We start from the raw sequence: 26037 nt of genomic DNA, 5'->3' as shown, positions 1-26037 counted from the left end.
CCTCGTAAACGAGGGGGATTCCCACGGTCGCCCGTGAGGCTTCCTGCTTCACCGCCGGTCGCCCGCCCGAGAGGACTCTCGTTGAGGTCTTACACCGGCTCCACAGGCGTTTCACCTCTCCGCCAGCCCGGCGGCGAGGATGTTACGGGCCGCGTTGACGTCCCGGTCGTGGACCGCGCCGCAGGCACACTTCCACAACCGGACGCCGAGCGGCATCTTCTCCTGCAGCGCTCCGCAGGCCGAGCACAGCTTGGAGGAGGGGAACCAGCGGTCGATCACGACCAGTTCCCGCCCGTACCAGGCCGTCTTGTACTCCAGCATCGAGCGCAACTCCCGCCAGGAGGCGTCACTGACGGCGCGCGCCAGGCTGCGGTTCTTGACCATGTTGCGGACGGTCAGGTCCTCGATCACGACCGTTTGGTTCTCACGGACGAGACGAGTGGTGAGCTTGTGCAGGTGGTCACGGCGCCGGTCGGCGATCCGCGCGTACACACGAGCCACCTTCAACCGGGCCTTGACCCAGTTGCACGACCCCTTCTCCTTGCGGGCCAGCGCCCGCTGAGCCTTGGCCAGCCTGCGCCGGTCGGCCCGCTCAAACCCAGGGTTGACGACCTTCTCCCCGTTCGACAGCGTCGCCAGGGCAGTGATCCCCGCGTCGATCCCGACCGTCTGCTCGACGGGGTCCAGGGGGCGGATCCTCTCCTCCACCAGCAGGGACACGAACCAGCGCCCGGCCGCGTCCTTCGACACCGTCACCGTGGACGGCTGCGCACCCTCAGGCAAGGGGCGCGACCACACGATGTCCAGCGGCCCGTCCATCTTCGCCAACCTCAGCACACCACTGCGGTAGGTGAAAGCGGAGCGGGTGTACTCGGCCGACAGCCGCGATTTCTTGCGGGACTTGAACGCCGGATACTTGGCCCGGCGGGCGAAGAAGTTCGCGAAGGCCGCCTGCAGGTGCCGCAGTGCCTGCTGCAGCGGCACCGACGACACCTCGCCCAGGAAGGCCAGCTCGGGCGTCTTCTTCCACCGCGTGAGCGCCGCCGAGGACTCCACATAGGAGACACGACGGCCTTCGCCGCTGTAGGCGCGGCTGCGTTCCTCGAGAGCCTTGTTGTAGACCAGACGGACGCAGCCGAACGTCCGGGCAAGCTCTTGCGCTTGCTCGGGGGTCGGGTGGAAGCGGTACTTGTTGGCCCGCTTCACCATCTGCGCCACGCCGCACATTCTGCCGCAGGTCCGCTGCGGTGGACGGCGGTTTCGCCCGGCGGCGGACCGCCTGCTCCTGCCCTGCTCCGCAGGAGTCCGATTCCTCCCCCGCCTGAAGGCGGGGGGTTTCCTCGGAGGTATCTGATGAAGACGTTGATCCGTACGGCGCTGTCCACCGCGGTCCTCGCGGCGGCCTGTGCCGCCTGCACCTCCTCCTCGGGCGAGAGCGCCTCGCCCCGGATCGACCTGAGCGACGTGCGTCTGGTCTCCTACAGCGGTTGCGACGACATGCTGAGCGGGCTGCGCGAGCACACGGCCAAGAACGTCGGCCCGTGGGGCATCGGCGGCGTGATGGCCTACGGCGGGGACGCCGCCATGGCCAAGAACGAGCGGTCGATCGTACAGGACTCGCCCCAGCACTCCACGACCAACGTGCACGAGGCCGGAGTGGACGAGCCCGACCTGGTGAAGACCGACGGCGACCGGGTCATCACCGTCAACCAGGGCAAGCTTCGCGTCATCGACGCCGCTACCAAGAAGGTCACCAGCACGCTCACCCTGATCAAGGACGAGAACCTGCGGGGTATGCCCGGCGACCTGCTGGTCAGCGGGGACCGCGCGCTGGTGCTGTTCAACGGCGGCGGCTTCGGCTTCGGCACGATGGACAAGCGCGCCTTCGCCCCGACCGGCCCGCAGTACGTCCTGGTCGACCTGGCCGGCGAGCCCAAGGTGCTGGGCACGGTCAAGCCGAAGGGCGAGCACGTGGACGCCCGACTGGTCGGCTCCACCGTGCGCCTCGTGGTCCGCAGCCAGCCGGAGATCGTCTTCCCCCAGCCCCGCGACGACGTCCCCGAGGCCGAACGCACCAAGGTCAACCAGGCCACGGTACGGCAGGCCCCCATCGACGCCTGGCTCCCCGCCTTCCAGATCACCGACGCCTCGGGCTCCACCAGGGACGAGAAGGTGAGCTGCGACAAGGTCAGCCACCCCGCCGACTACACCGGCACCTCGATGCTGACCGTGCACACCCTGGACCTGAACCAGAACCTCACCGGCACCGACCCGATCAGCGTCGCCGCCGACGGCGACACCGTGTACGGCACCGGCACCAGCCTGTACGTCGCCAGCAACCCGCGCTGGTGGTTCCCGATCCCGATCGACCCCGCGGTGATGGAGACGGTGACCTCCGACACTCCGGAGGCGACACCCACCGATTCGGCCACCGCCGTCCCGCCCGCCGATGAGCCGACCCCGGTCGAGCCCACCCCCGTCCAGCCGGAGCCCAAGCTGCCTCCGGAGGAGACCGAGGTGCACCGCTTCGACGTCAGCGGCGCAGGCCCGCCCAAGTACGTCGCCTCGGGCAGGGTGCCGGGCCGCCTGCTCAACCAGTACTCCCTGTCCGAGTACGACGGCAACCTGCGCGTCGCCACCACCTCGGCCACCGAGAAGAGCAGCTCCAGCAGCGTCTACGTGCTCAAGGCCGACACGCTGGGCAAGGTCGGCGAGGTGGGCGGCCTGGGCAAGGGCGAGCGCATCTACTCGGTGCGCTTCATCGGCCCGGTCGGCTATGTGGTCACCTTCAAGCAGGTCGACCCGCTCTACACCCTCGACCTGGCGAACCCGGCCGCGCCGCGGGTCACCGGCGAGCTGAAGATCACCGGCTACTCCGCCTACCTGCACCCGGCGGGCGAGGGACGGCTGATCGGCGTCGGCCAGGAGGCCAGCGACAAGGGCAGGACGCTCGGCACCCAGGTCTCGCTGTTCGACGTCAGCGACCCGGCGAACCCGCGCAGGCTGTCGCAGATGTTCCAGAAGGACTCCGGTTCCGAGGCCGAGTGGAACCCGCACGCCTTCCTCTACTGGCCCAAGACGGGGCTGAGCGTGATCCCGGTGAGCTCCTACAGCGAGAAGGGCGGCGCCTCCAGCGGCGCCCTGGTGCTGAAGATCGACCCCTCGGGCGTCTCCAAGGTCGGCACCATCAAGCACCCCGAGGAGAAGCAGGGCGACTACACCTACGAGCCGGCCGTGCAGCGCTCGCTGGTGATCGGCGAGACGCTGTGGACGATCTCGGAGAAGGGCGTCAAGGTCAACGACCTGAACACGCTCGCCGAGCAGGCCTGGATCCCGCTGAGCTGACTCAGCGCCGGTCCGGTACGGCCACCGGCACGATCTCCGGAGCGCCGAGGCGGATCGCGTCGGCCTCCTGGTCGGTGTCCTGCTCCTGGGACAGCCGCTCGGCCTCGACCCGCTTGCAGAAGTACTCCACCTCGCGCTTGATCTGCTCGCCGTCCCACCCCAGGGGCCCGGCGAGCAGCTCGGCCGCCTCCTGCGCGACGCCGAGGCCGCGGTGGAAGGTCTCGATCGAGATGTGCGTACGGCGGGTCAGCACGTCGTTCAGGTGCCGCGCGCCCTCGTGGGTGGCCGCGTAGACGATCTCGGCGCGCAGGTAGTCGTCGGCGCCGCTGAGCGGGCGGCCGAGCGAGCGGTCCTGCTCGATGAGCTGCAGGATCTCGTCGATGAGCGAGCCGTACCGCTGCAGCAGGTGTTCGATCCTGGCCACGTGCAGGCCGGCGGACTGGGCCAGGCGGTGGCGGGAGTTCCACAGCGCCTGGTAGCCCTCGGCGCCGACCAGCGGGATGCGGTCGGTGCAGGAGGGCGGCACGCGGTGGTCGAGCCCGTGCGCGACCGCGTCGACCGCGTCCTTGGCCATCACCCGGTAGGTCGTGTACTTCCCGCCCGCGATCATCACCAGCCCCGGGACCGGGTGCGCGACGACGTGCTCGCGCGACAGCTTCGAGGTCTGGTCGGACTCGCCGGACAGCAGCGGACGCAGCCCGGCGTAGACGCCCTCGACGTCGTCGCGGGTCAGCGGCACCGACAGCACCGCGTTGACGTGGTCGAGCACGTAGTCGATGTCGATCCGGGAGGCGGCCGGGTGCGCCTTGTCGAGAGTCCACTCGGTGTCGGTGGTGCCGATGATCCAGTGGCGGCCCCACGGGATCACGAACAGCACCGACTTCTCGGTGCGCAGGATGATGCCGGTCAGCGAGTGGATGCGGTCCCTCGGCACCAGCAGGTGGATGCCCTTGGACGCCTTCACGTGGATCTGGCCGCGCCCGCCGACCAGTTGCTGGATGTCGTCGGTCCACACGCCGGTCGCGTTGACCACCTGCTGGGCGCGGATGTCGAGCTCGGCGTCGGTCTCCAGGTCGCGCACCCGCACCCCGGTGACCCGCTCCCCCTCGCGCAGGAACCCGACCACCTGGGCGCGCGGCGCGACGGCCGCGCCGTAGGTCGCGGCGGTGCGCAGCATGGTCATCACATAGCGGGCGTCGTCGACCTGGGCGTCCCAGTACTGCAGGGCGCCGGTGAAGGAGCTGCGCTTGAGTGCGGGCGCCAGCCGCAGCGCCCGGCCGCGCGACAGGTGCCGGTGTCCCGGCATGCCGCGGCTGAGGCCCGAGGCCAGACCGAGCGTGTCGTACAGGGCCAGTCCGGCCCCCACGTAGGGGCGTTCCCAGGCGAAGTGCGTCAGCGGGAACAGAAAGGGCACCGGCCGTACCAGGTGCGGGGCGATCCGCTGCAGCAGCAGCGCGCGCTCCTGCAGCGCCTCCCTGACCAGCTCGAAGTTGAGCTGCTCCAGGTAGCGCAGCCCGCCGTGGATCAGCTTGGAGGACCGGGAGGAGGTGCCCGAGGCGAAGTCGCGCGCCTCCACGAGCCCCACCGACAGCCCTCTGGTGGTGGCGTCGAGCGCGACTCCCGCGCCGACCACCCCGCCGCCCACGACGACCACGTCGAGTTCGTGCTCGGCCATCCGGGCCAGCGCGGCCGAACGCTCGGCGGGTCCGAGCCGAGCCGCGCCCATTCGCGCCGTCATAACTCCCCCTGCGGTACGGCTGTCGCCTTGCGATGCGTACGTACCCGCTCGTTCGCCGCTCATCTACCGATGAGTAGCACTGTCCGGTAAGTCACATCCTCAGATGGCACCCTACGGGCAGCACGCCGCCCGTGTCCGTCAAGCGCGGATGACCTTGACCCCCGCCTCGATGAAGCACGCCACCACCTCGTCGCTCACCCGCTCGTCGGTCACCAGCGTGTCCACCCGCTCCACCGGGCAGATCCTGGCGAAGGCCCGGCGGCCCACCTTCGAGGAGTCGGCCACCACCACGACCTGGGCGGCCCTGCCGATCAGCAGGTTGTTCACGCTGGCCTCGCCCTCGTGGTGGGCCGAGGCGCCCATCTCCACGTCGAACGCGTCCACGCCGAGGAAGGCCACGTCGAGCGTGACCTGCTCCAGCACGCCTGAGGCGAGCGGCCCGATCAGCTCGTAGGACTGCTGCCTGGCCACCCCGCCGGTCACCACGATCTTCACGTGCTGCCGGACGGTCAGCTCGGCGGCGATGTTGAGCGCGTTGGTGACGATCGTGAAGCCGCTCTCCAGCGTCGCGCGGGTGGCCAGCGTGCGGGCCAGTTCGGAGGTGGTGGTGCCGCCGTTCATGCCGACGACCGCGCCCGGCTCGACCAGATCGGCGGCCGCGGCGGCGATGCGGTGCTTCTCGTCGGCGTGCCTGGCGGTCTTGTAGCGCAGCGGCAGGTCGTAGCTGACGCTCTGCACCACGGCGCCGCCGCGGGTACGGGTGAGCATCTGCTGCTGGGCGAGCTGGTCGAAGTCCCGGCGGATGGTCGCGGTGGAGACTTCCAGCGACTCGGCGGCCTCCTCGACCGACAGCCGCCCCTGCTGCGCGAGCAGCTCGAGAATCGCGTTCCACCGGTCGTAACGACTCACCGATTCCTCCAAGAGAGATCCAGAGACAAGCGTGACACAGCGACGCCGGCGAACAGTCGATTGAACAAACATGCCGCTTTGAAGTATAAAATGAGCAGAAATAATCACACTTCGGGAGGTAACTGGTGACCACCCACACCGAGGCAGAGATCGCCTCACAGCCCGCCTGCTGGCGACGCGCCGTCGAGAACATCCCGGCCGACGCCCTGCCGCAGAAGGGCGAGCGGGTGGCCGTCATCGGCTGCGGAACCTCGTGGTTCATCGCCATGGCGTACGCGACGCTGCGCGAGCGGGCCGGACTCGGCGAGACCGACGCCTTCGCCGCCTCCGAGGCGCCCCTCGGCCGCTCCTACGACCGCGTGCTCGCGCTGACCCGCTCCGGCACCACCACCGAGGTCCTCGACCTGCTCGGCAAGGTGAACACCAGGACCACGGCCATCACCGCAGACCCGGACACGCCGGTCATGACCCTGGCCGACCAGGTCGTCGTGCTCGACTACGCCGACGAGCGGTCCGTCGTGCAGACCCGCTTCGCCACCACCCAGCTCGCCCTGCTGCGCGCCAGCCTCGGCGAGGACCTCACCGCCGCCATCGCCGACGCCGAGCACGCCGTCGCCGCCCCGCTGCCCGACGAGCTCGTCGCCGCCGAGCAGTTCAGCTTCCTCGGCTCCGGCTGGTCGGTCGGCCTGGCCCAGGAGGCCGCGCTGAAGATGCGCGAGGCGTCCCGCTCCTGGACCGAGGCCTACCCCGCGATGGAGTACCGGCACGGCCCGATCAGCATCGCCGGTCCCGGCCGGGTCACCTGGATGCTCGGCGCAGCCCCCGAGGGCCTGCGCGAGCAGGTCGAGGCCACTGGCGGCACGTTCGCCGAGAGCCCGCTCGACCCGATGGCCGAGCTCATCCGGGCCCAGCGCGTCGCGGTCGCCCGCGCCTTCGCCCGCGGACTCGACCCCGACGAGCCGATGCACCTCACCCGATCTGTGATCCTTTCTTCATGAGCCTTACTCTCACCGACGCCCGGATCGTCACCCCCTTCGGCGTGAACGACGGGTGGCTGACGATCGAAGACGGCCACATCACGCATGTGGGCCGTGGACCCGCCCCCCGAGCCGGATACAGCCTGGCGGGGCGGAGCGTCGTGCCCGGCTTCGTCGACATCCACAACCACGGCGGGGCGGGCGGGTCGTTCCCGACCGGCGACCAGGACACGGCACGCGACGCCATCGCCCTGCACAACGCGCACGGGACGACCACGATGGTGGCCAGCCTGGTGACCGGGGCCGTGCCCGACCTGGCGCGGGCCACCTCGTCGCTGGCCGACCTGTGCGAGGAGGGCCTGCTCGCGGGCATCCACTTCGAGGGGCCGTACATCTCCAAGGCCCGCTGCGGCGCGCACAACCCGGCGCTGCTGCGTGAGCCGAGCGTCGAGGAGTTCACCGGTCTGGTGAAGGCCGGGCGCGGGCAGGTGCGCATGCTCACCATCGCGACCGAGCTGCCGAACGCGCTCGACACCATCCGCGCGGCGGTGTCCCAGGGCGTGATCGCCGCGCTCGGGCACAGCGACGCCAGCTTCGAGCAGACCCTGGGCGGCATCGAGGCCGGGGCCACGGTCGCCACCCACCTGTACAACGCGATGCCGCAGCTCGGCCACCGTGCCCCCGGGCCGATCGCCGCCCTCCTGGAGGACGAGCGGGTCACCGTCGAGCTGATCAACGACGGCACGCACGTGCATCCGGCGATGCTGCGCCTCGCCTACGAGGTCGCCGGGCCCGGCCGTACCGCGCTCGTCACCGACGCCATGGCCGCCACCGGCATGGGCGACGGCACGTACATCCTCGGCAGCATGCGGGTCGACGTCGCCGACGGCGTGGCCAGGCTGGCCGAGGGCGGCTCGATCGCGGGCAGCACGCTCACCATGGACGTGGCGTTCAGGCGGGCCGTCCAGGTGGTCGGCCTGTCGCTGCCCGAGGCGGTCGAGATCACCTCGCGGACCCCCGCCCGCGTACTCGGCCTGTCCGACACCGTCGGCTCGATCGACGTCGGCAAGGTCGCCGACCTGGTCGTGCTGAACGACTCGCTGGAGGTCGCCGGCGTCATGCGGCGCGGCGCCTGGATCACGGAGCCCTGATGATCCTCACCGTCACGCTGAACGCCGCCCTCGACGTCACCTACCAGGTGGACGACGCGGACTGGGACGGCGTGAACCGGGTGCGGGCCGTACACCGGCGCGCGGGGGGCAAGGGGATCAACGTCGCCCGCGTGCTCGCCGCCTGCGGGCAGGACGTGCTGGTCACCGGTCTGGCAGGCGGCACGACAGGCGAGGCGATCCGCGCCGACCTGCGGGCGGCCGATCTGCCCGCCGCCCTCACCCCCATCGCCGCCGACTCCCGCACCACACTCGTCGTCTCCGACACCCGCGCGGCGAACCCGCCCGGCGTCAGGGCCGCACTCTTCAACGAGCCCGGTCCCGAGGTCACCGCCGCCGAGCTTCAGCGCTTCCTCGACGACTTCACCGCCAGGATCGCCCAGGCCGACGCGGTCGTCATCTCCGGCAGCCTGCCCCGGGGCGTCCCGGCCGACGTCTACGCCTCGCTGGCCGCGCTCGCCCGGAAGCAGGGTGTCCCGGCGATCGTCGACGCCGACGGGGAGCCGCTGCGGCACGCCCCCGAAGGGCGGCCCGCGATCGTCAAGCCCAACGCCGAGGAGCTGGCGCGGGCCGTGCCCGGCGGCTCCCCGGCCGAGGGCGCCCGCGCGCTGCGCGCCAGGGGGGCCGAGGCGGTGGTCGTCTCGATGGGGGCCGGTGGGTTGCTCGCCGTCACCGAGGAGGGCGAGTTCCGGGCGCGCATGCCGTACCCGGTCGAGGGCAATCCGACCGGGGCCGGGGACGCGCTGGTCGCGGGGCTGGCGCTCGGGCTGGTCGGACGGACGCCGTGGCCCGAGCGGCTGCGGCGGGCGGCGGCGCTGGGCGGCGCTGCCGTCGCCGCGCCGGTCGCCGGGGACTTCGACCCGGACGTGTACGCCGGCATCCATCCCCAGATCGTGATCACCTAAGGAGCTGTACATGCCCCTCGTCGGTATCGGCGACATCGTCCGCGACTCCAGTGCCGGTGTCGGCGCGTTCAACGTGATCCAGTTGGAGCACGCCACCGGCATCGTGGCGGGCGCCGAGGCGGCGGGCGCGCCCGTCGTCCTGCAGATCAGCGAGAACGCGGTGCGCTACCACGGCGCGCTGGCGCCGATCGCGCTGGCCACCCTGGCCGTCGCGCGGGCCGCCCGCACCCCCGTCGCCGTGCACCTGGACCACGCCACCGACCGCGCGCTCGTCGAGGAGGCCGTCGAGCTGGGCCTCGGCTCGGTCATGTTCGACGCCTCGGCGCTGCCCGACGAGGAGAACGTCGCCCTGACCGCCGAGGTGGCCGCGTGGTGTCACGCGCGCGGCGTCTGGGTGGAGGCCGAGCTGGGCGAGGTGGGCGGCAAGGACGGCGTGCACGCGCCCGGGGCGCGCACCAAGCCGCACGAGGCGGTCGACTACGTGGCCCGCACCGGCGTCGACGCGCTGGCCGTGGCAGTGGGTACCTCGCACGCGATGACCACCAAGGACGCGGTCCTGGACCTGGAGCTGATCGCGAGCCTGCGCGCCGCGGTGCCGGTGCCGCTGGTCCTGCACGGCTCCTCGGGCGTACCCGACGACACCCTGCGCGAAGCCGTACGGCACGGCATGAAGAAGATCAACATCGCCACCCACCTGAACAAGGCGTTCACCGGCGCGGTCCGCGACTACCTGGCCCACGACGAGAAGGTGGTCGACTCCCGCAAGTACCTCAGAGCGGGCCGCGACGCGATCACCCGCGAGGTCACCCACCTCTTGGGCGTCCTTACCGGCTGACCTTCCGGTCCCAGCGAGGTCGCGTGAGCACCCGTGGCCACGCCGGTCGGTCCCGATCAGCCTTCCGGCGGCCCTTTCTCGTCAGTCCTGGTCAGCCTTCCAAACGTGCCAGCACCCGCTCGACCTGCCGGGCGAAGGTTCCCGGTGGGTTGCGCGGACCTTCCCCCGACAGCAGGAACAGCCAGGTCAGCGCCTGCAGTCTCCGGCACTCCCGCAGGCGCGCCGCCTCGGCCGAAGACAGCTCGGCGTGCCGCAGCACGTTCACCTCGCCGTCCACCCACATCGACACGTGCTCGGCCAGCTCGGCCAGCTCGAACGCCCGGTCGCTGCGCCCCGAGTCCTCGAAGTCGAGGATCCGCACCCGCGTCCCGTCCCACAGGAAGTTGGCCAGGTTCCCGTCCCCCGCCCCGAACGCGGGCGTCACCCCCACCTCGCCCGGCCGCCACGAGTCGAGCCACCTGAGCCCCTCACCGACGGCCCGATCCGCCTGAGCGCTCACCGCCGCCCGATCCCCCTGGTCGCCCGCCACCGCCCCGCCCTCCCGATCCGCCCGGGTGGCGAGCCACGACTCGCACCACTGCCGCACCTGCCGCCCCAGCATGCCGACCTGCCAGGGCCGTACCGGGACCTGGTCGAGCACCGCGCGCGGCACCGCGGCGTGCATCGTCGAGACGGCCTCGACCAGCGCACCCGCGTGTACGGCAGCCGCCGCCATCCCACGCAACGGCACCCCGTCGACCCTCGACATCACCACGCCCCCGTCGAACGCGATGGGCGCGGGCGCCAGCCCGGGAGCGTGCTCGGCGAGCAGGGTCAGCGCCCGCCACTCCCGCTCGGCGCCACCCTCCTTCCCGTCGATGTACCGCTTGGTGACCACGTCTCCGCAGATGTCGATCAGGTGTGTCCACTGGAGGTCTCCCACGGTCAGCCGGCCGCCGGGGGGAGCGCCCGCTCGACGGCGGCGGCCACGAGCGCGTCGGTCTCCTCTTCGGTGAAGAGGTCGGGCAGGGTGAGGCGGTCGACGATCAGCCAGTTCAGTGACATGTAGAGCAGTTTGACCGTGGTGGCGTCCCCTGGCATACCCCCCTCCTGGTGGTTGGCGAGGTTGAAGTCGAGGTCCGCGCGAATCCGTTCGGTCAGCACGGCGCGCAGGTCGGGCCGCCTGGTCGCCTCCAGCCGCAGCTCCAGCAGGGCGAGGAAGCCCGTGTGGAAGGCGGTGATCCGGGCGACCACGTCACGCATCAGCTCGACCAGCCGTTCCCGGTCACGCGGGCCTTCAATGGACGTGTCGTCGGGCATCAGCCGCTCGTAGATCCGCCCGCCCGCCTGGGTGAGCAGGTCGTCTCGGCTGGCGAAGTAGTTGGAGGCCGTGCCGGGCGGCACCTCGGCCTGCGCGTCGACCGCCCTGAAGGTGAGCCCGCGGGCCCCTTCCCTGGCCAGGACCTCGATCGAGGCGTCGACCAGCGCCGCCCGCCTCTCCGGATTCCGCCGCACTTGACACCACTCCATCTGTAGTACTACGGTCAAACCACTTCAAGCAGAGTACTACACACGGAGTTCACCAGTATGCGAAAGCTTGTCTACTACGTCGGCATCTCCCTCGACGGCTACATCGCCGGCCCCGGCGGCGAGTGGGACTTCTACCCTGTGTCCGACCAGATGTCCGCCTGGATCAACGAACGCTACCCGGAGGCCGTCCCCACCCACATGCGCCCGGCCGCCGGACTCGAAACGGCCGCCAACCAGACCATCGACACCGTCGTGATGGGGCGCGGCACCTACGAACCCGCCCTGACCGTCGGCATCACCAGCCCCTACGCCCACCTGCGACAGTACGTGGTCTCCAGCACGCTCGGGGAGATCGCCGACCCGTCGGTGGAGGTGGTGACCGGCGACCCGGTCGGGCTGGTCCGCAAGCTCAAGGCGGAGGAGGGGAAGAACATCTGGCTCGCCGGCGGCGGCAAGCTCGCGGGCGCCCTGCTGTCGGAGATCGACGAGATGGTCATCAAGAGCTACCCGGTGGTGGCCGGGACGGGCGTGCCGGCCATCGCCGGAGAATTTCAGCCGACGCAGTTCACCCCGACCCAGCGTGAGTCCTTCGACAACGGCGCCCTCGTCACCTGGTACACCCGCGCTTCAGCCGCCGCATGATGGGCGGGGGCGGCCGGGGCTCCGACCGTCTGATCGCTTCGGCGGGCGTGCCGTACAGGCGCGCGACCGAAAAAGGCCCGCACCGACGGGTGCGGGCCTGAGACAGCGGGTCAGCGCTGGACGGGGGCGACGACCACCTCGACGCGCTGGAACTCCTTGATGTCGGAGTAGCCGGTGGACGCCATGGTGCGCTTCAGCGCGCCCATCAGGTTCATCGAGCCGTCGGCGACGCTGGACGGCCCGTGCAGGATCTGCTCCAGCGTGCCGACCGTGCCGAACTCCACCCGCCGGCCGCGCGGCAGGTCCGGGTGGTGCGCCTCGGAGCCCCAGTGGAAACCGTGCCCGGGCGCCTCGGCGGCGCGGGCCAGCGGGGAGCCGACCATGACGGCGTCGGCGCCGCAGGCGATGGCCTTGGCGATGTCGCCGGAGGTGCCCATGCCGCCGTCCGCGATGACGTGCACGTAACGGCCGCCGGACTCGTCCATGTAGTCACGCCGGGCCGCCGCGACATCCGAGATCGCCGTCGCCATCGGCACCGCCACGCCCAGCACCGTGCGGGTGGTGTGCGAGGCGCCGCCGCCGAAGCCGACGAGCACACCCGCGGCGCCGGTACGCATCAGGTGCAGCGCCGCGGTGTAGGTCGCGCACCCCCCGACGATCACGGGAACGTCCAACTCGTAGATGAACTGCTTGAGGTTCAGCGGCTCGGCCCGGCCCGAGACGTGCTCGGCCGAGACGGTCGTACCGCGGATGACGAAGATGTCGACACCCGCCTCGATGACCGTCTTGTGGTACTGCACGGTGCGCTGCGGCGAGAGCCTGACCGCGGTGGTGACACCGGCGGCGCGGATCTCCTCGATCCGCCGGCCGATCAGCTCCTCCTTGATCGGCTCGTCGTAGATCTCCTGCAGCCGCCGGGTGGCCGCCGCCTGGTCGAGCGAGGCGCACTCCTGCAGCAGCGGGGAGGGGTCCTCGTAGCGGGTCCAGAGTCCTTCGAGGTCGAGCGGCGCCAGGCCGCCGAGGCGGCCGATCTCGATCGCCGTCGCCGGTGAGACGACGCTGTCCATGGGCGCGACCACCATGGGCAGCTCGAACCGGTAGGCGTCGATCTGCCAGGCGATCGAGACCTCCTCCGTGTCCCGCGTACGCCGCGAGGGGACGAGGCCGATCTCGTCGAGCGCGTAGGCGCGGCGGCCAGTCTTGCCGCGGCCGATCTCCACCTGGGTCATGTTCTCGTTTCTTTCTAGCGACGGTGGTAGTTGGGGGCTTCCACCGTCATCTGGATGTCGTGCGGGTGGCTCTCGGTGAGACCTGCTGCCGTGATCGGCATGAGCTGGCCCTTGTCGTGCAGCTCGGTGATGGTGCGCGAGCCGGTGTACCACATGCCCTGGCGCAGACCGCCGACGAGCTGGTGGGCGACGGCCGCGACCGGGCCGCGGTAGGGCACCTGACCCTCGATGCCCTCGGGGATGTACTTGTCCTCACCGCCGACCTCGGCCTGGGCGTAGCGGTCCTTGCTGAAGGAGACGCCGCCGCGCTCGCGGTTGCGCACCGCGCCGAGCGAGCCCATGCCCCGGTAGGACTTGAACTGCTTGCCGTTGATGAAGATCAGCTCGCCGGGCGACTCCTCGCAACCGGCCAGCAGCGAGCCGAGCATCACGGTGTCGGCACCGGCCGCGAGGGCCTTGGCGATGTCCCCGGAGTACTGCAGGCCGCCGTCGCCGATCACCGGCACACCGGCCGGGGCACAGGCGAGGGACGCCTCGTAGATGGCGGTGACCTGGGGCGCTCCGACGCCCGCGACCACCCGGGTGGTGCAGATGGAGCCGGGGCCCACGCCCACCTTGACCGCATCGGCGCCGGCGTCGACCAGCGCCTGGGCGCCCGCGCGAGTGGCGACGTTGCCGCCGATGACGTCGACCGAGGAGTTGGACTTGATCTTGGCGATCATCTCGCAGACGCCCTGCGAATGGCCGTGCGCGGTGTCCACGATGATCACGTCGACGCCCGCCTCGATCAGCGCGGCGGCCCGCTGCGCGGCGTCACCGGCCACGCCGATCGCCGCGCCGACGATCAGGCGGCCGTCGGAGTCCTTGGTGGCCAGCGGATATTGCTCGCTCTTGGTGAAGTCTTTAACGGTGATCAACCCGCGCAGCCGCCCGTCGACGTCCACCAGGGGCAGCTTCTCGATCTTGTTCTGCCTGAGCAGGGTGAACGCGTCGTCCCGCGAGACCCCGACCGGCGCGGTGACCAGCGGCATCGGCGTCATGACCTCACGCACCGGACGCGACTGGTCGCTCTCGAAGCGCATGTCGCGGTTGGTCACGATGCCGACCAGGACACCGGACGGGTCGGTGACCGGCACACCGGAGATCCGGTACGTCGCGCACAGCCGCTCGACGTCGGCGAGGGTGGCGTCGGGGCCGCACGTCACCGGGTTGGTGACCATGCCGGCCTCGGAACGCTTGACCAGGTCGGCCTGCTGCGCCTGCTCCTCCACGGAGAGGTTGCGGTGCAGGATGCCGATGCCGCCCTGGCGGGCCATCGCCACCGCCATGCGCGCCTCGGTCACGGTGTCCATCGCGGCCGAGACCAGCGGGATGGACAGACTGATGCCCCGCGAGAGCTTCGTCGTCGTGTCGGCGTCCCCGGGCTGCAGATCCGAATAGGCGGGAACGAGCAGCACGTCGTCGAACGTGAGACCCGTCTCGGTGAACTTGGACATGCTGCGAACCCCTCCGGCTGTGGCGCGTGGCGGGTTTACCCCCCGGAGGCAAGTTTAGGGCCTGAACACAAACGCGAGGTGGACGGGCGGACGATGACCCCCACGGTCCGTCGTCCGGCCCGCGTCAGAAGAGCCGGGGGATCGGGCGGTCGGTGATCCGCCCGATCCCCCAGGCCACCGACAGCACAGCAGGAGCGCGGGATGCCACCGAACCCCCCTCCGCGTCCTGATGGCGGCGCTTGCCTGCTGTGATGCCGACGCTTGGTTAAGACTGCGTTACCGGCTGGCACATCGCAATGTGAAAACGTGCAATTGCACGAAGTTGCACGGGACGAGGGGGAGTCGGCGCAACGAGCGGACAGGGCCGGAATGCCGGGTTATCCTCGCGGCACGCCCGTGTCCCCTCAACGGAGCTCCGCACATGCGCAACGACTACCCCACGATGCTCGACCCCCTGGAAACGCTGGGCCTGGACCCCGCGCAGACCGCGCTCTACACCGCGGTGCTGCGCCTGCACCGGGCCACGCTCACCGAGCTCGCGGAGGCGATGGACGGCCCGACGGAGAAGGTCGGCAGGCAGCTCGACGACCTCGTCAGGCTCGGCGTGGTGGACGAGCAGTCGGGCCAGTACCTGGCCAGGCACCCCGCCGCCGCGCTCGGCCGGCTCATCGCCGAACGCCTCGACCGGCTGGCCGAGGAGAGCCGCAGGATCGACTCCGCCGTGGGCTCCATCCGGGGCCTGATCCGCGACTACGACGCCGGCCGCGACTACCAGAGCGGCCCCTTCCCGGTCGAGCTGGTCAGCGGCGCCGACGTGCTCTACGAGAGCGTGGTCGGCATCGCCGTGCAGTCACCGCCGGTGGAGCTGCTGACCGCGATCCCCGACGAGCGCACCATGGTCGACTTCGTACGGAAGTTCGCCGATCCGTGGATCGACGCCCAGCGCCGCAAGCTGCTCACCCTGCGCGCGATCGTGCCCGTCTCGACGCTGCCGCTGCCGGGCGTGCGCGACCAGCTCTCCCGGCTGATCGAGACCGGCGGCGGGGTGCGCACCCTCGACCGGGTGCCGAGCTGGTTCATGACGGCGGGACCGGCCGCCGCCGGACTGCCCGCGCTGTGGGGTGGCAACCTGCCCGACCACGCCTACAACTTCTACCTCGTCCGCGCCCCGATCGTGGTCGGCGTGCTGCGCACGCTCTTCGACGAGCTGTGGGGCAGGGCCGTACCGCTGCCGTGGGGGAGGCGGGGGGACGGCATGGTGCAGGTGTTGCGGCTGGCGGCGCAGGGGATGTGCGACGATTCGATCGCCCGGCAGCTCGGCGTCTCGGTGCGCACGGTGCGGGCCAGATTCGCCGACGCCATGGGCGAACTGGGCGCCCAGTCGCGGTTCCACGCCGGGGTCGAGGCGGCCCGGCGCGGATGGCTGACGTAGGCCAACAGGGCCAATGCGCACCGCACCCGCCTCAACAGTCATATGGTGGGAAGGTGCTGGAAGACGTTCCCCGCGACCCGTTCGCGGACGACCCGAACGATCCCACCTCGGCGCTGGGGGAACTCGACGACGCCGAGCCGCTCAGCGCTGCCGAACGCGACGAGGCCATCACCGACCTCGCCGACGTGGAGGTCTTCCGCTCTCTGCTGGAGCCCCAGGGCGTGCTCGGGCTCGTGCTCGACTGCCCCGAATGCGGCGAACAGCACTTCTTCGACTGGGATCTGCTGCGCGGCAACCTGCGCCAGATGATCGACAAAGGCCAGCCCCAGGTGCACGAGCCGGCCTTCCACCCCGACCCCGCCGACTACGTCAGCTGGGAGTACGCCAGAGGCTACGTCGACGGGGTCATCGACACCGAAGAGCGCCGCTGATCGACGTCCTCGGCCAGCGCGGCCAGCAGCACCGCCGCCGGGTCTCCTGAACCGGGCGGCTCACCCCGCGAGAGCGCGTCGAGCAGGGCATCCGTGGCCGCCAGCTCCGCGGGGTCGTCCGCCCGGAAGCGCCGGACGGGATGGACCCCGCCTGATTGCTCCTCCGTCAAGCGATCGACTCCAGCTCGGCCATCTGTCTCAACCGCGCCAGCGCCCGATGCTGGGCGACGCGAACCGCACCTGGTGACATGCCGAGTACATTACCTGTCTCCTCGGCAGACAACCCCGACACCACACGCAGAAGCAGCAACTCCCGCTGATTGTCGGGCAGCCTGGACAGCAGCCTGCGCGCCTGCTCGACCTCGATGTACCGCACCACGGTCTCCTCGGGCCCAGGACGCTCGTCAGGCCCGTCCGGCAGGTCCTGCGTCGGTACGGCACAGCGCACCGAACTCCGCAGCGCGTCGGCCACCTTGTGCGAGGCGATGCCGAACACGAACGAGGCGAACGGCCTGCCCATGTCCCGGTACCGCGGCAGGGCGGACAGCACCGCGATGCACACTTCCTGCGCCACGTCATCGGCAATGTGATATTGCCCTGAAACGCGCCCCAGCCTGGCCCGGCAATAGCGCACCACCATCGGGCGCAGCTCCCCGAGCAGAGATTCGATCGCGCGGCGATCCCCCTGTACGGCGAGGCTCGTCAGTTCCCTTAGGTCGGACCCATCCGATCGTGCCGGAAGTCTCGACGCAAGCCTTACCCCAATTTTGGCGTCGGCGACGCTTCCCTCGCTCACGTTAGGCATGATGCCCGCACTGATCCTGCCTGTCGTCATAGCGAACGGCTACGGATTGGTCACATTGAAGAGACGATAACGGGCCGTAATCAAGCGACCACACTTAGGGTTTCTCGTGCACCGAATATTTCAGCAGATTGGCTCATATGCGGGACAATTGTTAGACAGGGCAGACGCTTTACGAACGCGTTCGGTTTACCGGTGAAATGCGAACGGCTCGCACCTCGTCAGAGGTGCGAGCCGTACCTGTTGTTCGAGTGCGGCCCGAGGGCCGTACCCGAGATCAGCCGCTCATGCCCGCGCCCTCGGGACGCGCGGGCCACGGGCGAGCTCAGTGGCCGTGGCCGTGTCCGTGGCCGTGACCACCGGCGGCCGGAGCCTCCTCCTCGGGCTTGTCCACCACGAGGACCTCGGTCGTGAGCAGCATGCCGGCGATGGAGGCGGCGTTCTGCACGGCCGAGCGGGTGACCTTGACCGGGTCGATGACGCCCTGGGCGACCAGGTCGCCGTACTCGCCGGTCGCGGCGTTGAGGCCGTGGCCGACGGACAGCTCGGCGACCTTGTGGGTCACCACGTAGCCCTCCAGGCCGGCGTTCTCGGCGATCCAGCGGGCCGGCTCGACCAGCGCGCGGCGCACGACGCCGACACCGGTGGCCTCGTCGCCGGACAGACCGAGGTCGCCGAGCTCCTTCGAGACGTGGATCAGCGCGGAGCCACCGCCGGAGACGATGCCCTCCTCGATAGCCGCGCGGGTCGCGGAGATGGCGTCCTCAAGGCGGTGCTTCTTCTCCTTGAGCTCCACCTCGGTGGCCGCGCCGACGCGCAGCACGCAGACGCCGCCGGACAGCTTCGCCAGGCGCTCCTGCAGCTTCTCGCGGTCCCAGTCGGAGTCCGACTGCTCGATCGCGATCTTGATCTCCTTGACGCGGTCCGCGATCGCCGAGGCTTCGCCGGCGCCGTCGACGACGGTGGTGGCGTCCTTGGTGACCACGACGCGGCGAGCGGTGCCGAGCACCTCAAGGCCGACCTGGTCCAGCTTGAGGCCGATCTCCTCGCTGACGACCTGGCCGTTGGTCAGGATCGCGATGTCCTGCAGCATGGCCTTGCGGCGGTCGCCGAAGCCCGGAGCCTTGACGGCCACGGAGGTGAAGGTGCCGCGGATCTTGTTCGTCACCAGGACGGCCAGGGCCTCGCCCTCGACGTCCTCGGCGATGACCAGGAGCTGCTTCTTGGTCTGCGCGACCTTCTCCAGCAGCGGCAGGAAGTCCGCGATGGAGGCGATCTTGCCCTGGTGGATCAGGATGTACGGGTCCTCGAGAACCGACTCCATGCGCTCGGGGTCGGTGACCATGTAGGCCGACAGGTAACCCTTGTCGAACTGCAGGCCCTCGGTGAACTCCAGCTCCATGCCCATGGCGTTGGACTCTTCGACGGTGATGACACCGTCCTTGCCCACCTTGTCGAACGCCTCGGCGATCAGCTCGCCGATCTTGGCGTCCTGCGCGGAGATCGTCGCCACATTGGCGATCTCCTTCTTGTCCTCGACCGGGCGGGCCGAGGCGAGCAGCATGTCGCTGACGGCCTTGGCGGCCTGGTCGATGCCCCGCTTGAGCGACAGCGGGGACGCGCCGGCGGCCACGTTGCGCAGACCCTCGCGGACCATGGCCTGGGCCAGGACGGTCGCGGTGGTCGTGCCGTCACCGGCGATGTCGTTGGTCTTGGTGGCCACTTCCTTGGCCAGCTGCGCGCCGAGGTTCTCGTACGGAGCCTCCAGCTCGACCTCGCGAGCGATGGTGACACCGTCGTTGGTGATCGTCGGCGCGCCGAACTTCTTGTCGATGACCACGTTGCGGCCACGCGGGCCGAGGGTCACCTTCACTGCGTCCGCGAGGGCGTTCACGCCACGCTCGAGTGCGCGCCGCGCGTCCTCTTCGAACTCCAGGATCTTCGCCATTCAAAGTCCTCTCAGGCGTCGAAAGCCCCGGGTGCGGTAGGCACCCGGGGCTCGACACGGCTCTACTTCTCGATGATCGCGAGAACGTCGCGGGCGGAGAGCACGAGGTACTCCTCGCCGCCGTACTTGACCTCGGTGCCGCCGTACTTGCTGTAGAGGACGATGTCGCCCTCAGCGACGTCGAGCGGAATCCGCTTGTCGCCCTCGTCGTCCCAGTTACCAGGACCCACAGCGAGGACCTTGCCCTCCTGCGGCTTCTCCTTTGCGGTGTCCGGGATGACCAGGCCGGAAGCGGTGGTCTGCTCGGCCTCAAGCGGCTGAACCACAATGCGGTCGCCGAGCGGCTTAACGGGAACCTTGGTGGCGGTCGTCACGATCGGACCTCCCCTTCAGATTTGAATGATCTAGAAGAGGCGACCAGCTGGGCCTGCCGTCGCGGGTGTCAGACCTGCCTCGTCGCACGTTGGCACTCTCAAGGGGAGAGTGCCAAAACGAAACAGTATGCAAGTGGGCCTTGACAGTCAACACGAACCGCTTCGATGCCCTCTCCGCTGAGAGCGATACACCACGATTCTTCTCCCCCGGGGGACGCACATCTGGGCGAGGGACATGAAGAACCCCACCGGAATGTGGTTCGATGACTACGAACGGCGACGAGACCAACGCTACTGTGAGTGATGTGACCGCCACGATGGAACGCGTCAGAGACGTCCTCGCGAACTGGCCCTATCCGCCAGACGGCGGCTGGACGGCCGACGACCTCGACCTGCTGCCGCAGGACGGACCCCACGGCGAGCCGGACTTCTTCAAGCGCGTCGAACTCGTCGATGGAGCCCTGATCTTCATGTCCCCCCAGCGCCGTTTCCATGACCTCGTCATCCGCCGGCTCGCCGATGTCCTCGACAGGCAGTCCCCGGACGACCTGACCACGGCGACGCAGATGGACCTCAGACTCGGCCCACGGCAACGCCCCTGCCCTGACGCGGTTGTCATCAACGCGTCCGCCGCGGCCGACCTGAGCCGGACGGCGTACGTCTCGTCCGAGGTTCGCCTGGTCATCGAGGTCGTCTCCCCCGAATCGGAGCACAGAGACCGGCACGTGAAGCCGAAGATCTACGCGAACGCGGGCGTGGAGCACTTCTGGCTGGTGGAAGAGGAGCGCGGCAAGCCCGTCATCCACACCTTCCAGCTGGACCCGTCCGCGGGCGAGTACGGCAGCACCGGCGCCTACCGCGGCCAGCTCAAGATCGAAGAGCCGTTCCCCGTCAACATCGACCTCGCGGACCTGCTCCAGTGAGCGTGCACTAGCGTCGTCAGGCGTGGACCTCGACGCCTTCCTGGAGCTTCTGACGCCTCGCGGCCGGCGAGCCCTCGCCGAGGCCGCCGAGCTGGTGGGCGGCGATCCGGTGGTGGCGGCGACCACGCTGCGTAAGACGTACGACGCGGGGCTCACCTCGGCCGCGCTCGCCCAGGCGATGCTCAGGGAGCGCGCCAGAGCCAAGTTCGGCGACGACGCCGCCGTGATGTACTTCACCCCGCACGGTCTCGAACAGTCCACCCGCCGCGAGGTCGCCGACCACCGCGCCCACCGCCTCGCCGCGCAGGGGACGCGCGTCGTGGACGCCTGCTGCGGCGTCGGCGGGGACCTCGTCGCGCTGGCCCGCGCCGGCTGCGTCGTGGACGCCGTGGACACCGACCCGCTGACCGTCGCGGTCGCCAGGGCCAACGCCGACGCGCTCGGAGTCGGCGACAGAGCCGACGTCCGTACGGCCGACGCCGCCGGTGTGGACCCCTCCGGCTACGACGTGCTGTTCGCCGATCCCGCCCGCCGTACCGCCAGGGGCCGGACCTTCGACCCGGGGGCCTACTCGCCGCCGTGGCCCGTGGTGCTCGATCTGGTCGCCAGGTCGGCGGCGGCGTGCCTGAAGGTGGCGCCGGGGATTCCGTACGAGTACATCCCGGAGGGCGCCGAGGCCGAGTGGGTGTCCTACAAGGGCGAGGTCAAGGAGGTCGCCCTGTGGACCGGCGCGCTGGCCGGCGGGGAGCGGCTGGTCCGGCGGGCCACCCTGCTGCCCTCGGGGGCCACGCTGACCTCGTCGGGCACCGAGCGGGCGCCGGTGGGCCCAATCGGACGGTACGTCTACGAGCCCGACGGCGCCGCGGTCCGGGCGCACCTGGTCGCCGAGGTCGCCGCCATGGTCGGCGGCCGCCTGGCAGACCCGATGATCGCCTACATCACCGGCGACGAGCAGGTGGACACGGTGTGGGCGGCGCGGTACGAGGTCGAAGAGGTCATGCCGTTCTCGCTGAAGCGCCTGCGCACCGCCCTCCGCGCGCGCCAGGTCGGAAATATCACTATCAAGAAGCGCGGCTCCGCCGTCGACATCGAGCGACTCCGTACCGACTTGCGACTTTCCGGGAGAAATTCCGCGGTCGTTATTCTGACTCGCATCATGGATAAGCCATCCGTGCTCATCTGCGCACCCATCCGACCTGCATAGACGACAAATCAGGCGATACGCCCGGGAAACACGATCTTTTAAAGTCGCCGGTAAAAGACCTTGATCCAAAGGCTAAGGTGGGCGCGCGGGAGTTCTCCCCCTGCAGCGGCTATCCGCGTTCACCTACATTCGTCAGCAAAACCGAAACCAATCCCACCGCTGTGCGGACCACCACCGTCGGCGAGTGAAGGAGCTCTCGGTGGATCATTCCAACCACACCCTTCTCCAGGCGGGCAGCCAGACCGCCATCTCCGACCGGATGCGCGAACTGCTCGCGCGGGCGGCCCAGGACCACGTCTACGAGCAGCGGACCCAGGGCGCCGTCCTCGACGAGATCCGGCAGCGCCTGGAAGGGATGGAGTGGCTGCTGCGCGAGGTGCGCGAGCGGGAGCTGGGCGGCCTCAGCGGCGCGCTGGAGACCGTGAGCGGGCGGCTCGACGAGATCACCAACAGGCCGCCCAGTTGGGCGGAGGGGCTCGCTCAGCACGTCGAGGCGGTCCGCGACCACGTCGACGCCGTGGGCGCGCAGGTGGGCACTGTGGACGCGCACATCGTGTCCGTGACCGACCGCGTCGCCCCCATCGCCGAGCTGCCGAGCCTGTGGGCGGACATCGGCGCCGTCGGGGAGAGCGTCGACGAGGCGCTCAAGCGGCTGAAGGCGGTCGTCGACATCACCGACGGCATCGCCGAGCGCATGGGGGACTTCACCGCCAAGCTGAGTCAGCTCAACCAGAGCATGGAGGCGGCGGCGGGCCGCTTCACCAGACTCGACAAGGCGCTCGCCGAGCTCACCACCCGTACCGACCGCGTCGAAACCGTGGTCCTCACCCTGTCGGAGGGCCTCGACGACAAGCTGGCCGCCGCGGCCACCGCGCTGGGCGAGAAGATCGAGGAGAAGCTGGCCTCCTCCATGGCCCGGCTGGACGAGAAGCTGTCCGCCTCGACCGCCCGGCTGGACGAGCGGCAGGCCACCTCCTCCGCGCAGCTCGACGAGAAGCTGAGCACCGTCTCCGCGCAACTCGACGAGAGCGTCAACACGGCCACCGAGCTGCTGTCGGCCGCGATCGAGCAGGTCAGCGTCAAGATCGACGGCACCGAGGAGCGCCTGACCAGCCACCTCGACGACCTCGACGGCAGGGTCGACCGGGTCGACGGCCGCCTGATCGCCGTCGACTCCCGCCTGGCCAGCGTCGACGGCCGCATCGAGACCGCCGACGCGTGCCTGGCCGACATCGACACCAGGCTCGACGGCATCGACGGGCGGCTCGGCGGCGTCGACGGCAGGCTGGCCGGGCTGGACGGCCGGGTCGGCGTCGTCGACAAGCGCCTCGCCTTCATCGACACCCACCTGGGCCGCCACGACGACCGCTTCGACGCCCTCGACGGGCGGGTGGACGGCCGCTTCACGGCGCTCGACGAGCGCCTGACCGGGGCCGACACCCACATCACCGACACCGCCACCCGCACCGAAGGCCGCTTCAACGACCTGGGCACCCACCTGGACACCCTCGACGAGCGGCTCGGCGAGGTGGAGGAGCGCCTCACCACCCGCTTCGACGTCATCGACACCGGCCTGTTCAGCCTGACCAGCCACGCGGAGAAGTCCACCGAGCAACTCGAGTCCGTCGACGACCACGTGGAAGCCGTCAACCAGCGCGTCGGCCAGCTCCCCGCCACCCTGAACATCAGCGAGCGCGTCGGCGCGCTCCTCGACTGCCAGACGATCGAGCACGTCAAGCGCCTCGACGCCATCGACGAGCGCCTGACCGCCGCCTCCGCCGCCCTCACCGAGGCGGTGCGCGCCCGCCCCGACCGCACCGAGATCGAGGAGAGCGTCACCGGGATCGTCGAGCCCGCCACCTCCGACCTCACCCGCCGCCTCGGCGCCCTTGAGGAGACGATGCTCGCCCTCGCCGAAGCCCTCCTCCGCCCCACCCGCAACAGCAAGGACTAGCCGGGGTGGTGCCCTGTGCGTGCACCTCGTACGCGCACAGGGCAGCTCACACGTGAACCGTGGTGATGGGCAGGGAGGAATCGGCGGGGATGTCCAGCAGTGACGGCGTCACGCCCGCCGCCACCAGGTCCGATCCCAGCGCCGCGACCATCGCCCCGTTGTCGGTGCACAATCCGGGACGCGGGACGCGCAGCCGTACGCCCGCCTTCTCGCACCGTTCCTCCGCCAGGGCGCGCAGTCGCGAGTTGGCCGCCACTCCGCCGCCGATCAGCAGGTCGTGAACGTCGTACTTCTTGCAGGCCTGCAGCGCCTTGCGGGTCAGCACGTCCACGACCGCCTCCTGGAAGGACGCGGCGACGTCGGGTACGTGGATGCGTTCCCCGGCCGACTCGCGGGCCTCCACCCAGCGGGCGACGGCGGTCTTCAGGCCGGAGAAGGAGAAGTCGAGCGTGCCGTCGTCGACCTTGCCGCGCGGGAAGGACACCGCCGTCCCCGAGCCGGAGCGGGCCGCCCGGTCGATGTGCGGGCCACCGGGGAACGGCAGGCCGAGCACCCGGGCGACCTTGTCGAACGCCTCCCCGGCCGCGTCGTCCACCGTGGAGCCGAGGGAGATGACGTCCTGGGCGACGTCGGGGACGAGCAGCAGCGAGGAGTGACCGCCGGAGACCAGCAGGGCGATGCACGGCTTGGGCAGTGGCCCGTGTTCGAGCTGGTCGACGGCGACGTGAGCGGCGAGGTGGTTGACGCCGTACAGCGGCACGCCGAGCCCCAGCGAGTACGCCTTGGCCGCGGCGACCCCCACCAGCAGCGCCCCGGCGAGCCCCGGCCCGGCGGTGACGGCGATGGCGTCGATGTCGGAGAACTTCAGCCCCGCCTGCGCCAGCGCGTCCTGCACGGTCGGCGTCATCGCCTCCAGGTGGGCCCGAGAGGCCACCTCGGGGACGACGCCGCCGAAGCGGGCGTGCTGGTCCATGCTGGAGGCGATGGTGTTGGCCAGCAGCGTGTGCCCGCGGACGATCCCGATGCCGGTCTCGTCGCAGGAGGTCTCGATGCCCAGGACCAGCGGTGCGTCAGCCATCCAGCTTCCTCTTCATCATGATCGCGTCGGTGCCGTCGTCGTAGTAGCGGCGGCGCAGCCCGAACTCCTCGAACCCGAACCTCATGTAGACCGCCCTGGCCCGCGGGTTGTCCGCGCGGACCTCCAGGAAGATCTCCGCGGTCCGCCGCCTGCGCGCCTCGGCGAGCAGCTCGGTCAGCATGGCGCTGCCGATGCCGCGCCCCTGCCAGGCGGCGAGCACCGCGATCGTCTGCACGTCGGCCTGGTCGGCCGCGGCAGCCAGGCCCGCGTACCCGACGACCTGATCCTCGACGACGGCCACGATGTAGTGCCGGGTACGCGGCTGGTCGTCCAGCTCGCCGCGGATCATGCCCTCACTCCAGGCGTCGAGCGGGAACGTCGCCCGCTCGATCTCCATGACCGCCGGCAGGTCGGCCTCGGTCATCTGCCGCAGTTTCACGCGGTCACCTTTTTCGGCGCCTTCGGCACCACCGCGTCAGGCCGCCGCAGGTAGATGGGCCGCGGCGGGTCGAGCTCCACTCCGGCTGCCAGCCTCTCGGCCGCCAGCGCGGCCATGAACCCCGCATAGGGGTACGGCGCAGCCTCAAGCACCCGCTCGGCTCCGAAGACCTCCGCGTACATCCCGGCGCCCGCCCCGACCAGCGGCAGCTCGCCCGGCACGTCCGCGGGCCGGTCCACATGGGGGCCGTCCGAACGGGTGCGGAAGTCGGCGTAGCGGGCCCAGAAGACCTCCTTGCGCCTGGCGTCGGTGGCGGCCAGGAACGGTCCGGTGGATCCGCTGCCGTAGGCGACGGCGTCGAGGGTGCAGAGGCCGTACGCCGGGATGTCCAGCGCGGTGGACAGCGCCTGCGCGGTCATCAGCCCGACCCGCAGCCCGGTGTAGGGGCCGGGCCCGGACCCGGCGACGATCGCGGTCACGTCGCGCAGCGCGGCGCCCGCCTCGCGCAGGACGGTCTCGATGGTGGGAACGAGCAGCTCACCGTGGCGCCGGGCGTCGATCGTCGTCGACTCGGCGAGCACCCGTTCGCCGTCGTGCAGCGCGGCGGTGACGGCGGGGGTTGCGGTATCAAAGGCCAGGACCAGCACAAATGTCAAGCGTAGCCCGTCCGCGGAGCGGGCGTACGTCCTCGGCCTCGC

General features: G+C 70.4%; 25 protein-coding genes. 11 read left to right on the top strand and 14 right to left on the bottom strand.

The genetic code is table 11. From position 1 onward, the window contains the following. Nucleotides 1-111: 111 nt before the first annotated feature. Nucleotides 112-1218 carry an RNA-guided endonuclease TnpB family protein gene (locus ABZ911_RS00845; protein ID WP_358049902.1) on the bottom strand — a complete coding sequence of 369 codons (1107 nt, stop codon included), beginning with the start codon at nt 1216-1218 and terminating at the stop codon, nt 112-114. 135 nt (nt 1219-1353) lie between these two features. Between ABZ911_RS00845 and ABZ911_RS00840 the strand changes: the two genes are divergently transcribed. Next, the gene (locus ABZ911_RS00840) at nt 1354-3345 is read left to right on the top strand and encodes a beta-propeller domain-containing protein (protein ID WP_358049899.1); all 1992 of its coding nucleotides are present in this window, start codon (nt 1354-1356) and stop codon (nt 3343-3345) included. A gap of 1 nt (nt 3346) precedes the next feature. Here ABZ911_RS00840 and ABZ911_RS00835 read toward each other — a convergent pair whose 3' ends face one another. Then, complete coding sequence (locus tag ABZ911_RS00835) at nt 3347-5083, bottom strand: glycerol-3-phosphate dehydrogenase/oxidase (protein WP_358049896.1); 1737 nt, start codon at nt 5081-5083, stop codon at nt 3347-3349. Nucleotides 5084-5221: 138 nt separating this feature from the next. After that, on the bottom strand, nt 5222-5992 hold the full coding sequence (locus ABZ911_RS00830; RefSeq protein WP_358049893.1) for a DeoR/GlpR family DNA-binding transcription regulator: 771 nt from the start codon (nt 5990-5992) through the stop codon (nt 5222-5224). Between the two features lie 125 nt (nt 5993-6117). Between ABZ911_RS00830 and ABZ911_RS00825 the strand changes: the two genes are divergently transcribed. The 4 genes from ABZ911_RS00825 to ABZ911_RS00810 are packed head-to-tail and all read left to right on the top strand — an operon-like array spanning nt 6118 to nt 9878. After that, nucleotides 6118-6990 (top strand): sugar isomerase, encoded by an 873-nt coding sequence (locus ABZ911_RS00825; protein WP_358049890.1) that lies wholly within the window; start codon nt 6118-6120, stop codon nt 6988-6990. Continuing rightward, entirely contained in the window at nt 6987-8120 is a 1134-nt protein-coding gene (gene nagA / locus ABZ911_RS00820) for an N-acetylglucosamine-6-phosphate deacetylase (RefSeq protein ID WP_358049887.1), read from the top strand. Before ABZ911_RS00825 ends, nagA begins: the two co-directional genes overlap by 4 nt. Next, on the top strand, nt 8120-9043 hold the full coding sequence (locus tag ABZ911_RS00815; protein WP_358049884.1) for a 1-phosphofructokinase family hexose kinase: 924 nt from the start codon (nt 8120-8122) through the stop codon (nt 9041-9043). Before nagA ends, ABZ911_RS00815 begins: the two co-directional genes overlap by 1 nt. A gap of 10 nt (nt 9044-9053) precedes the next feature. Further along, nucleotides 9054-9878, top strand: a complete 825-nt coding sequence (locus ABZ911_RS00810) for a class II fructose-bisphosphate aldolase (RefSeq protein ID WP_358049881.1) — start codon at nt 9054-9056, stop codon at nt 9876-9878. A gap of 91 nt (nt 9879-9969) precedes the next feature. Here the strand turns inward: ABZ911_RS00810 and ABZ911_RS00805 are convergent, their stop codons facing one another. Continuing rightward, complete coding sequence (locus tag ABZ911_RS00805) at nt 9970-10755, bottom strand: phosphotransferase (RefSeq protein WP_358049878.1); 786 nt, start codon at nt 10753-10755, stop codon at nt 9970-9972. Nucleotides 10756-10802: 47 nt separating this feature from the next. Then, complete coding sequence (locus tag ABZ911_RS00800; RefSeq protein WP_358049875.1) at nt 10803-11372, bottom strand: TetR family transcriptional regulator; 570 nt, start codon at nt 11370-11372, stop codon at nt 10803-10805. Between the two features lie 72 nt (nt 11373-11444). Between ABZ911_RS00800 and ABZ911_RS00795 the strand changes: the two genes are divergently transcribed. Continuing rightward, on the top strand, nt 11445-12029 hold the full coding sequence (locus ABZ911_RS00795) for a dihydrofolate reductase family protein (protein WP_358049872.1): 585 nt from the start codon (nt 11445-11447) through the stop codon (nt 12027-12029). A 110-nt stretch (nt 12030-12139) separates the two neighbouring features. On the opposite strand, the gene ABZ911_RS00790 is transcribed toward ABZ911_RS00795, so the two are convergent. Next, the gene (locus ABZ911_RS00790; protein ID WP_358049870.1) at nt 12140-13258 is read right to left on the bottom strand and encodes a GuaB3 family IMP dehydrogenase-related protein; all 1119 of its coding nucleotides are present in this window, start codon (nt 13256-13258) and stop codon (nt 12140-12142) included. Between the two features lie 14 nt (nt 13259-13272). Further along, nucleotides 13273-14754: an IMP dehydrogenase gene (gene guaB, locus ABZ911_RS00785; RefSeq protein WP_358049867.1), complete on the bottom strand. Its 1482-nt coding sequence runs from the start codon at nt 14752-14754 to the stop codon at nt 13273-13275. A 421-nt stretch (nt 14755-15175) separates the two neighbouring features. Between guaB and ABZ911_RS00780 the strand changes: the two genes are divergently transcribed. Both ABZ911_RS00780 and ABZ911_RS00775 read left to right on the top strand, forming a co-directional pair. Further along, nucleotides 15176-16186, top strand: coding sequence for a LuxR C-terminal-related transcriptional regulator (locus ABZ911_RS00780; RefSeq protein WP_358049864.1), 1011 nt, complete (start codon nt 15176-15178; stop codon nt 16184-16186). 53 nt (nt 16187-16239) lie between these two features. After that, a complete protein-coding gene (locus ABZ911_RS00775; RefSeq protein ID WP_358049861.1) occupies nt 16240-16617 on the top strand; it encodes a DUF5319 domain-containing protein in 378 nt (125 codons plus the stop codon). Here ABZ911_RS00775 and ABZ911_RS00770 read toward each other — a convergent pair. The 4 genes from ABZ911_RS00770 to groES form a co-directional block, all read right to left on the bottom strand. Continuing rightward, complete coding sequence (locus ABZ911_RS00770) at nt 16578-16787, bottom strand: hypothetical protein (RefSeq protein WP_358049858.1); 210 nt, start codon at nt 16785-16787, stop codon at nt 16578-16580. The two genes, ABZ911_RS00775 and ABZ911_RS00770, sit on opposite strands and share 40 nt — an antisense overlap. Next, nucleotides 16784-17422 carry a sigma-70 family RNA polymerase sigma factor gene (locus tag ABZ911_RS00765; protein ID WP_358051419.1) on the bottom strand — a complete coding sequence of 213 codons (639 nt, stop codon included), beginning with the start codon at nt 17420-17422 and terminating at the stop codon, nt 16784-16786. The genes ABZ911_RS00770 and ABZ911_RS00765 overlap by 4 nt, the downstream gene beginning before the upstream one ends. Before the next feature lie 322 nt (nt 17423-17744). After that, nucleotides 17745-19367 (bottom strand): chaperonin GroEL, encoded by a 1623-nt coding sequence (gene groL, locus ABZ911_RS00760; RefSeq protein WP_358049855.1) that lies wholly within the window; start codon nt 19365-19367, stop codon nt 17745-17747. A gap of 62 nt (nt 19368-19429) precedes the next feature. Then, nucleotides 19430-19744 (bottom strand): co-chaperone GroES, encoded by a 315-nt coding sequence (gene groES, locus ABZ911_RS00755; protein WP_358051417.1) that lies wholly within the window; start codon nt 19742-19744, stop codon nt 19430-19432. A 302-nt stretch (nt 19745-20046) separates the two neighbouring features. Here groES and ABZ911_RS00750 point away from each other — a divergent pair, with 302 nt between their 5' ends. The 3 genes from ABZ911_RS00750 to ABZ911_RS00740 all read left to right on the top strand — a co-directional run bounded on the left by ABZ911_RS00750 (nt 20047) and on the right by ABZ911_RS00740 (nt 23822). Beyond that, nucleotides 20047-20664: a Uma2 family endonuclease gene (locus tag ABZ911_RS00750; protein WP_358049852.1), complete on the top strand. Its 618-nt coding sequence runs from the start codon at nt 20047-20049 to the stop codon at nt 20662-20664. Nucleotides 20665-20686: 22 nt separating this feature from the next. Then, nucleotides 20687-21868, top strand: a complete 1182-nt coding sequence (locus ABZ911_RS00745) for an SAM-dependent methyltransferase (protein WP_358049849.1) — start codon at nt 20687-20689, stop codon at nt 21866-21868. 199 nt (nt 21869-22067) lie between these two features. Then, nucleotides 22068-23822, top strand: a complete 1755-nt coding sequence (locus ABZ911_RS00740) for a hypothetical protein (protein ID WP_358049846.1) — start codon at nt 22068-22070, stop codon at nt 23820-23822. 46 nt (nt 23823-23868) lie between these two features. Here the strand turns inward: ABZ911_RS00740 and tsaD are convergent, their stop codons facing one another. Genes tsaD through tsaB form a run of 3 tightly spaced genes read right to left on the bottom strand, consistent with a single transcriptional unit; the run spans nt 23869 to nt 25986 of the window. Then, nucleotides 23869-24900 carry a tRNA (adenosine(37)-N6)-threonylcarbamoyltransferase complex transferase subunit TsaD gene (gene tsaD, locus ABZ911_RS00735; protein ID WP_358049843.1) on the bottom strand — a complete coding sequence of 344 codons (1032 nt, stop codon included), beginning with the start codon at nt 24898-24900 and terminating at the stop codon, nt 23869-23871. Continuing rightward, nucleotides 24893-25324, bottom strand: coding sequence for a ribosomal protein S18-alanine N-acetyltransferase (rimI, locus tag ABZ911_RS00730; protein ID WP_358051415.1), 432 nt, complete (start codon nt 25322-25324; stop codon nt 24893-24895). The genes tsaD and rimI overlap by 8 nt, the downstream gene beginning before the upstream one ends. Before the next feature lie 11 nt (nt 25325-25335). Beyond that, complete coding sequence (gene tsaB / locus ABZ911_RS00725; protein WP_358049840.1) at nt 25336-25986, bottom strand: tRNA (adenosine(37)-N6)-threonylcarbamoyltransferase complex dimerization subunit type 1 TsaB; 651 nt, start codon at nt 25984-25986, stop codon at nt 25336-25338. Between the last annotated feature and the right edge of the window lie 51 nt (nt 25987-26037).

Source organism: Nonomuraea sp. NPDC046570 (assembly GCF_040645915.1).
Classification (GTDB): domain Bacteria; phylum Actinomycetota; class Actinomycetes; order Streptosporangiales; family Streptosporangiaceae; genus Nonomuraea.
This window is presented reverse-complemented; position numbering and strand designations above follow the sequence as displayed.

Bases quoted from the DNA above. Each gene is read 5' to 3' on its own strand.
- ABZ911_RS00840 (WP_358049899.1), top strand. From the start codon at position 1,354: ATGAAGACGTTGATCCGTACGGCGCTGTCCACCGCGGTCCTCGCGGCG.
- ABZ911_RS00835 (WP_358049896.1), bottom strand. From the start codon at position 5,083: ATGACGGCGCGAATGGGCGCGGCTCGGCTCGGACCCGCCGAGCGTTCG.
- nagA (WP_358049887.1), top strand. From the start codon at position 6,987: ATGAGCCTTACTCTCACCGACGCCCGGATCGTCACCCCCTTCGGCGTG.
- ABZ911_RS00815 (WP_358049884.1), top strand. From the start codon at position 8,120: ATGATCCTCACCGTCACGCTGAACGCCGCCCTCGACGTCACCTACCAG.
- ABZ911_RS00810 (WP_358049881.1), top strand. From the start codon at position 9,054: ATGCCCCTCGTCGGTATCGGCGACATCGTCCGCGACTCCAGTGCCGGT.
- ABZ911_RS00795 (WP_358049872.1), top strand. From the start codon at position 11,445: ATGCGAAAGCTTGTCTACTACGTCGGCATCTCCCTCGACGGCTACATC.
- ABZ911_RS00790 (WP_358049870.1), bottom strand. From the start codon at position 13,258: ATGACCCAGGTGGAGATCGGCCGCGGCAAGACTGGCCGCCGCGCCTAC.
- guaB (WP_358049867.1), bottom strand. From the start codon at position 14,754: ATGTCCAAGTTCACCGAGACGGGTCTCACGTTCGACGACGTGCTGCTC.
- ABZ911_RS00780 (WP_358049864.1), top strand. From the start codon at position 15,176: ATGCGCAACGACTACCCCACGATGCTCGACCCCCTGGAAACGCTGGGC.
- ABZ911_RS00765 (WP_358051419.1), bottom strand. From the start codon at position 17,422: ATGCCTAACGTGAGCGAGGGAAGCGTCGCCGACGCCAAAATTGGGGTA.
- groL (WP_358049855.1), bottom strand. From the start codon at position 19,367: ATGGCGAAGATCCTGGAGTTCGAAGAGGACGCGCGGCGCGCACTCGAG.
- tsaD (WP_358049843.1), bottom strand. From the start codon at position 24,900: ATGGCTGACGCACCGCTGGTCCTGGGCATCGAGACCTCCTGCGACGAG.
- rimI (WP_358051415.1), bottom strand. From the start codon at position 25,324: ATGACCGAGGCCGACCTGCCGGCGGTCATGGAGATCGAGCGGGCGACG.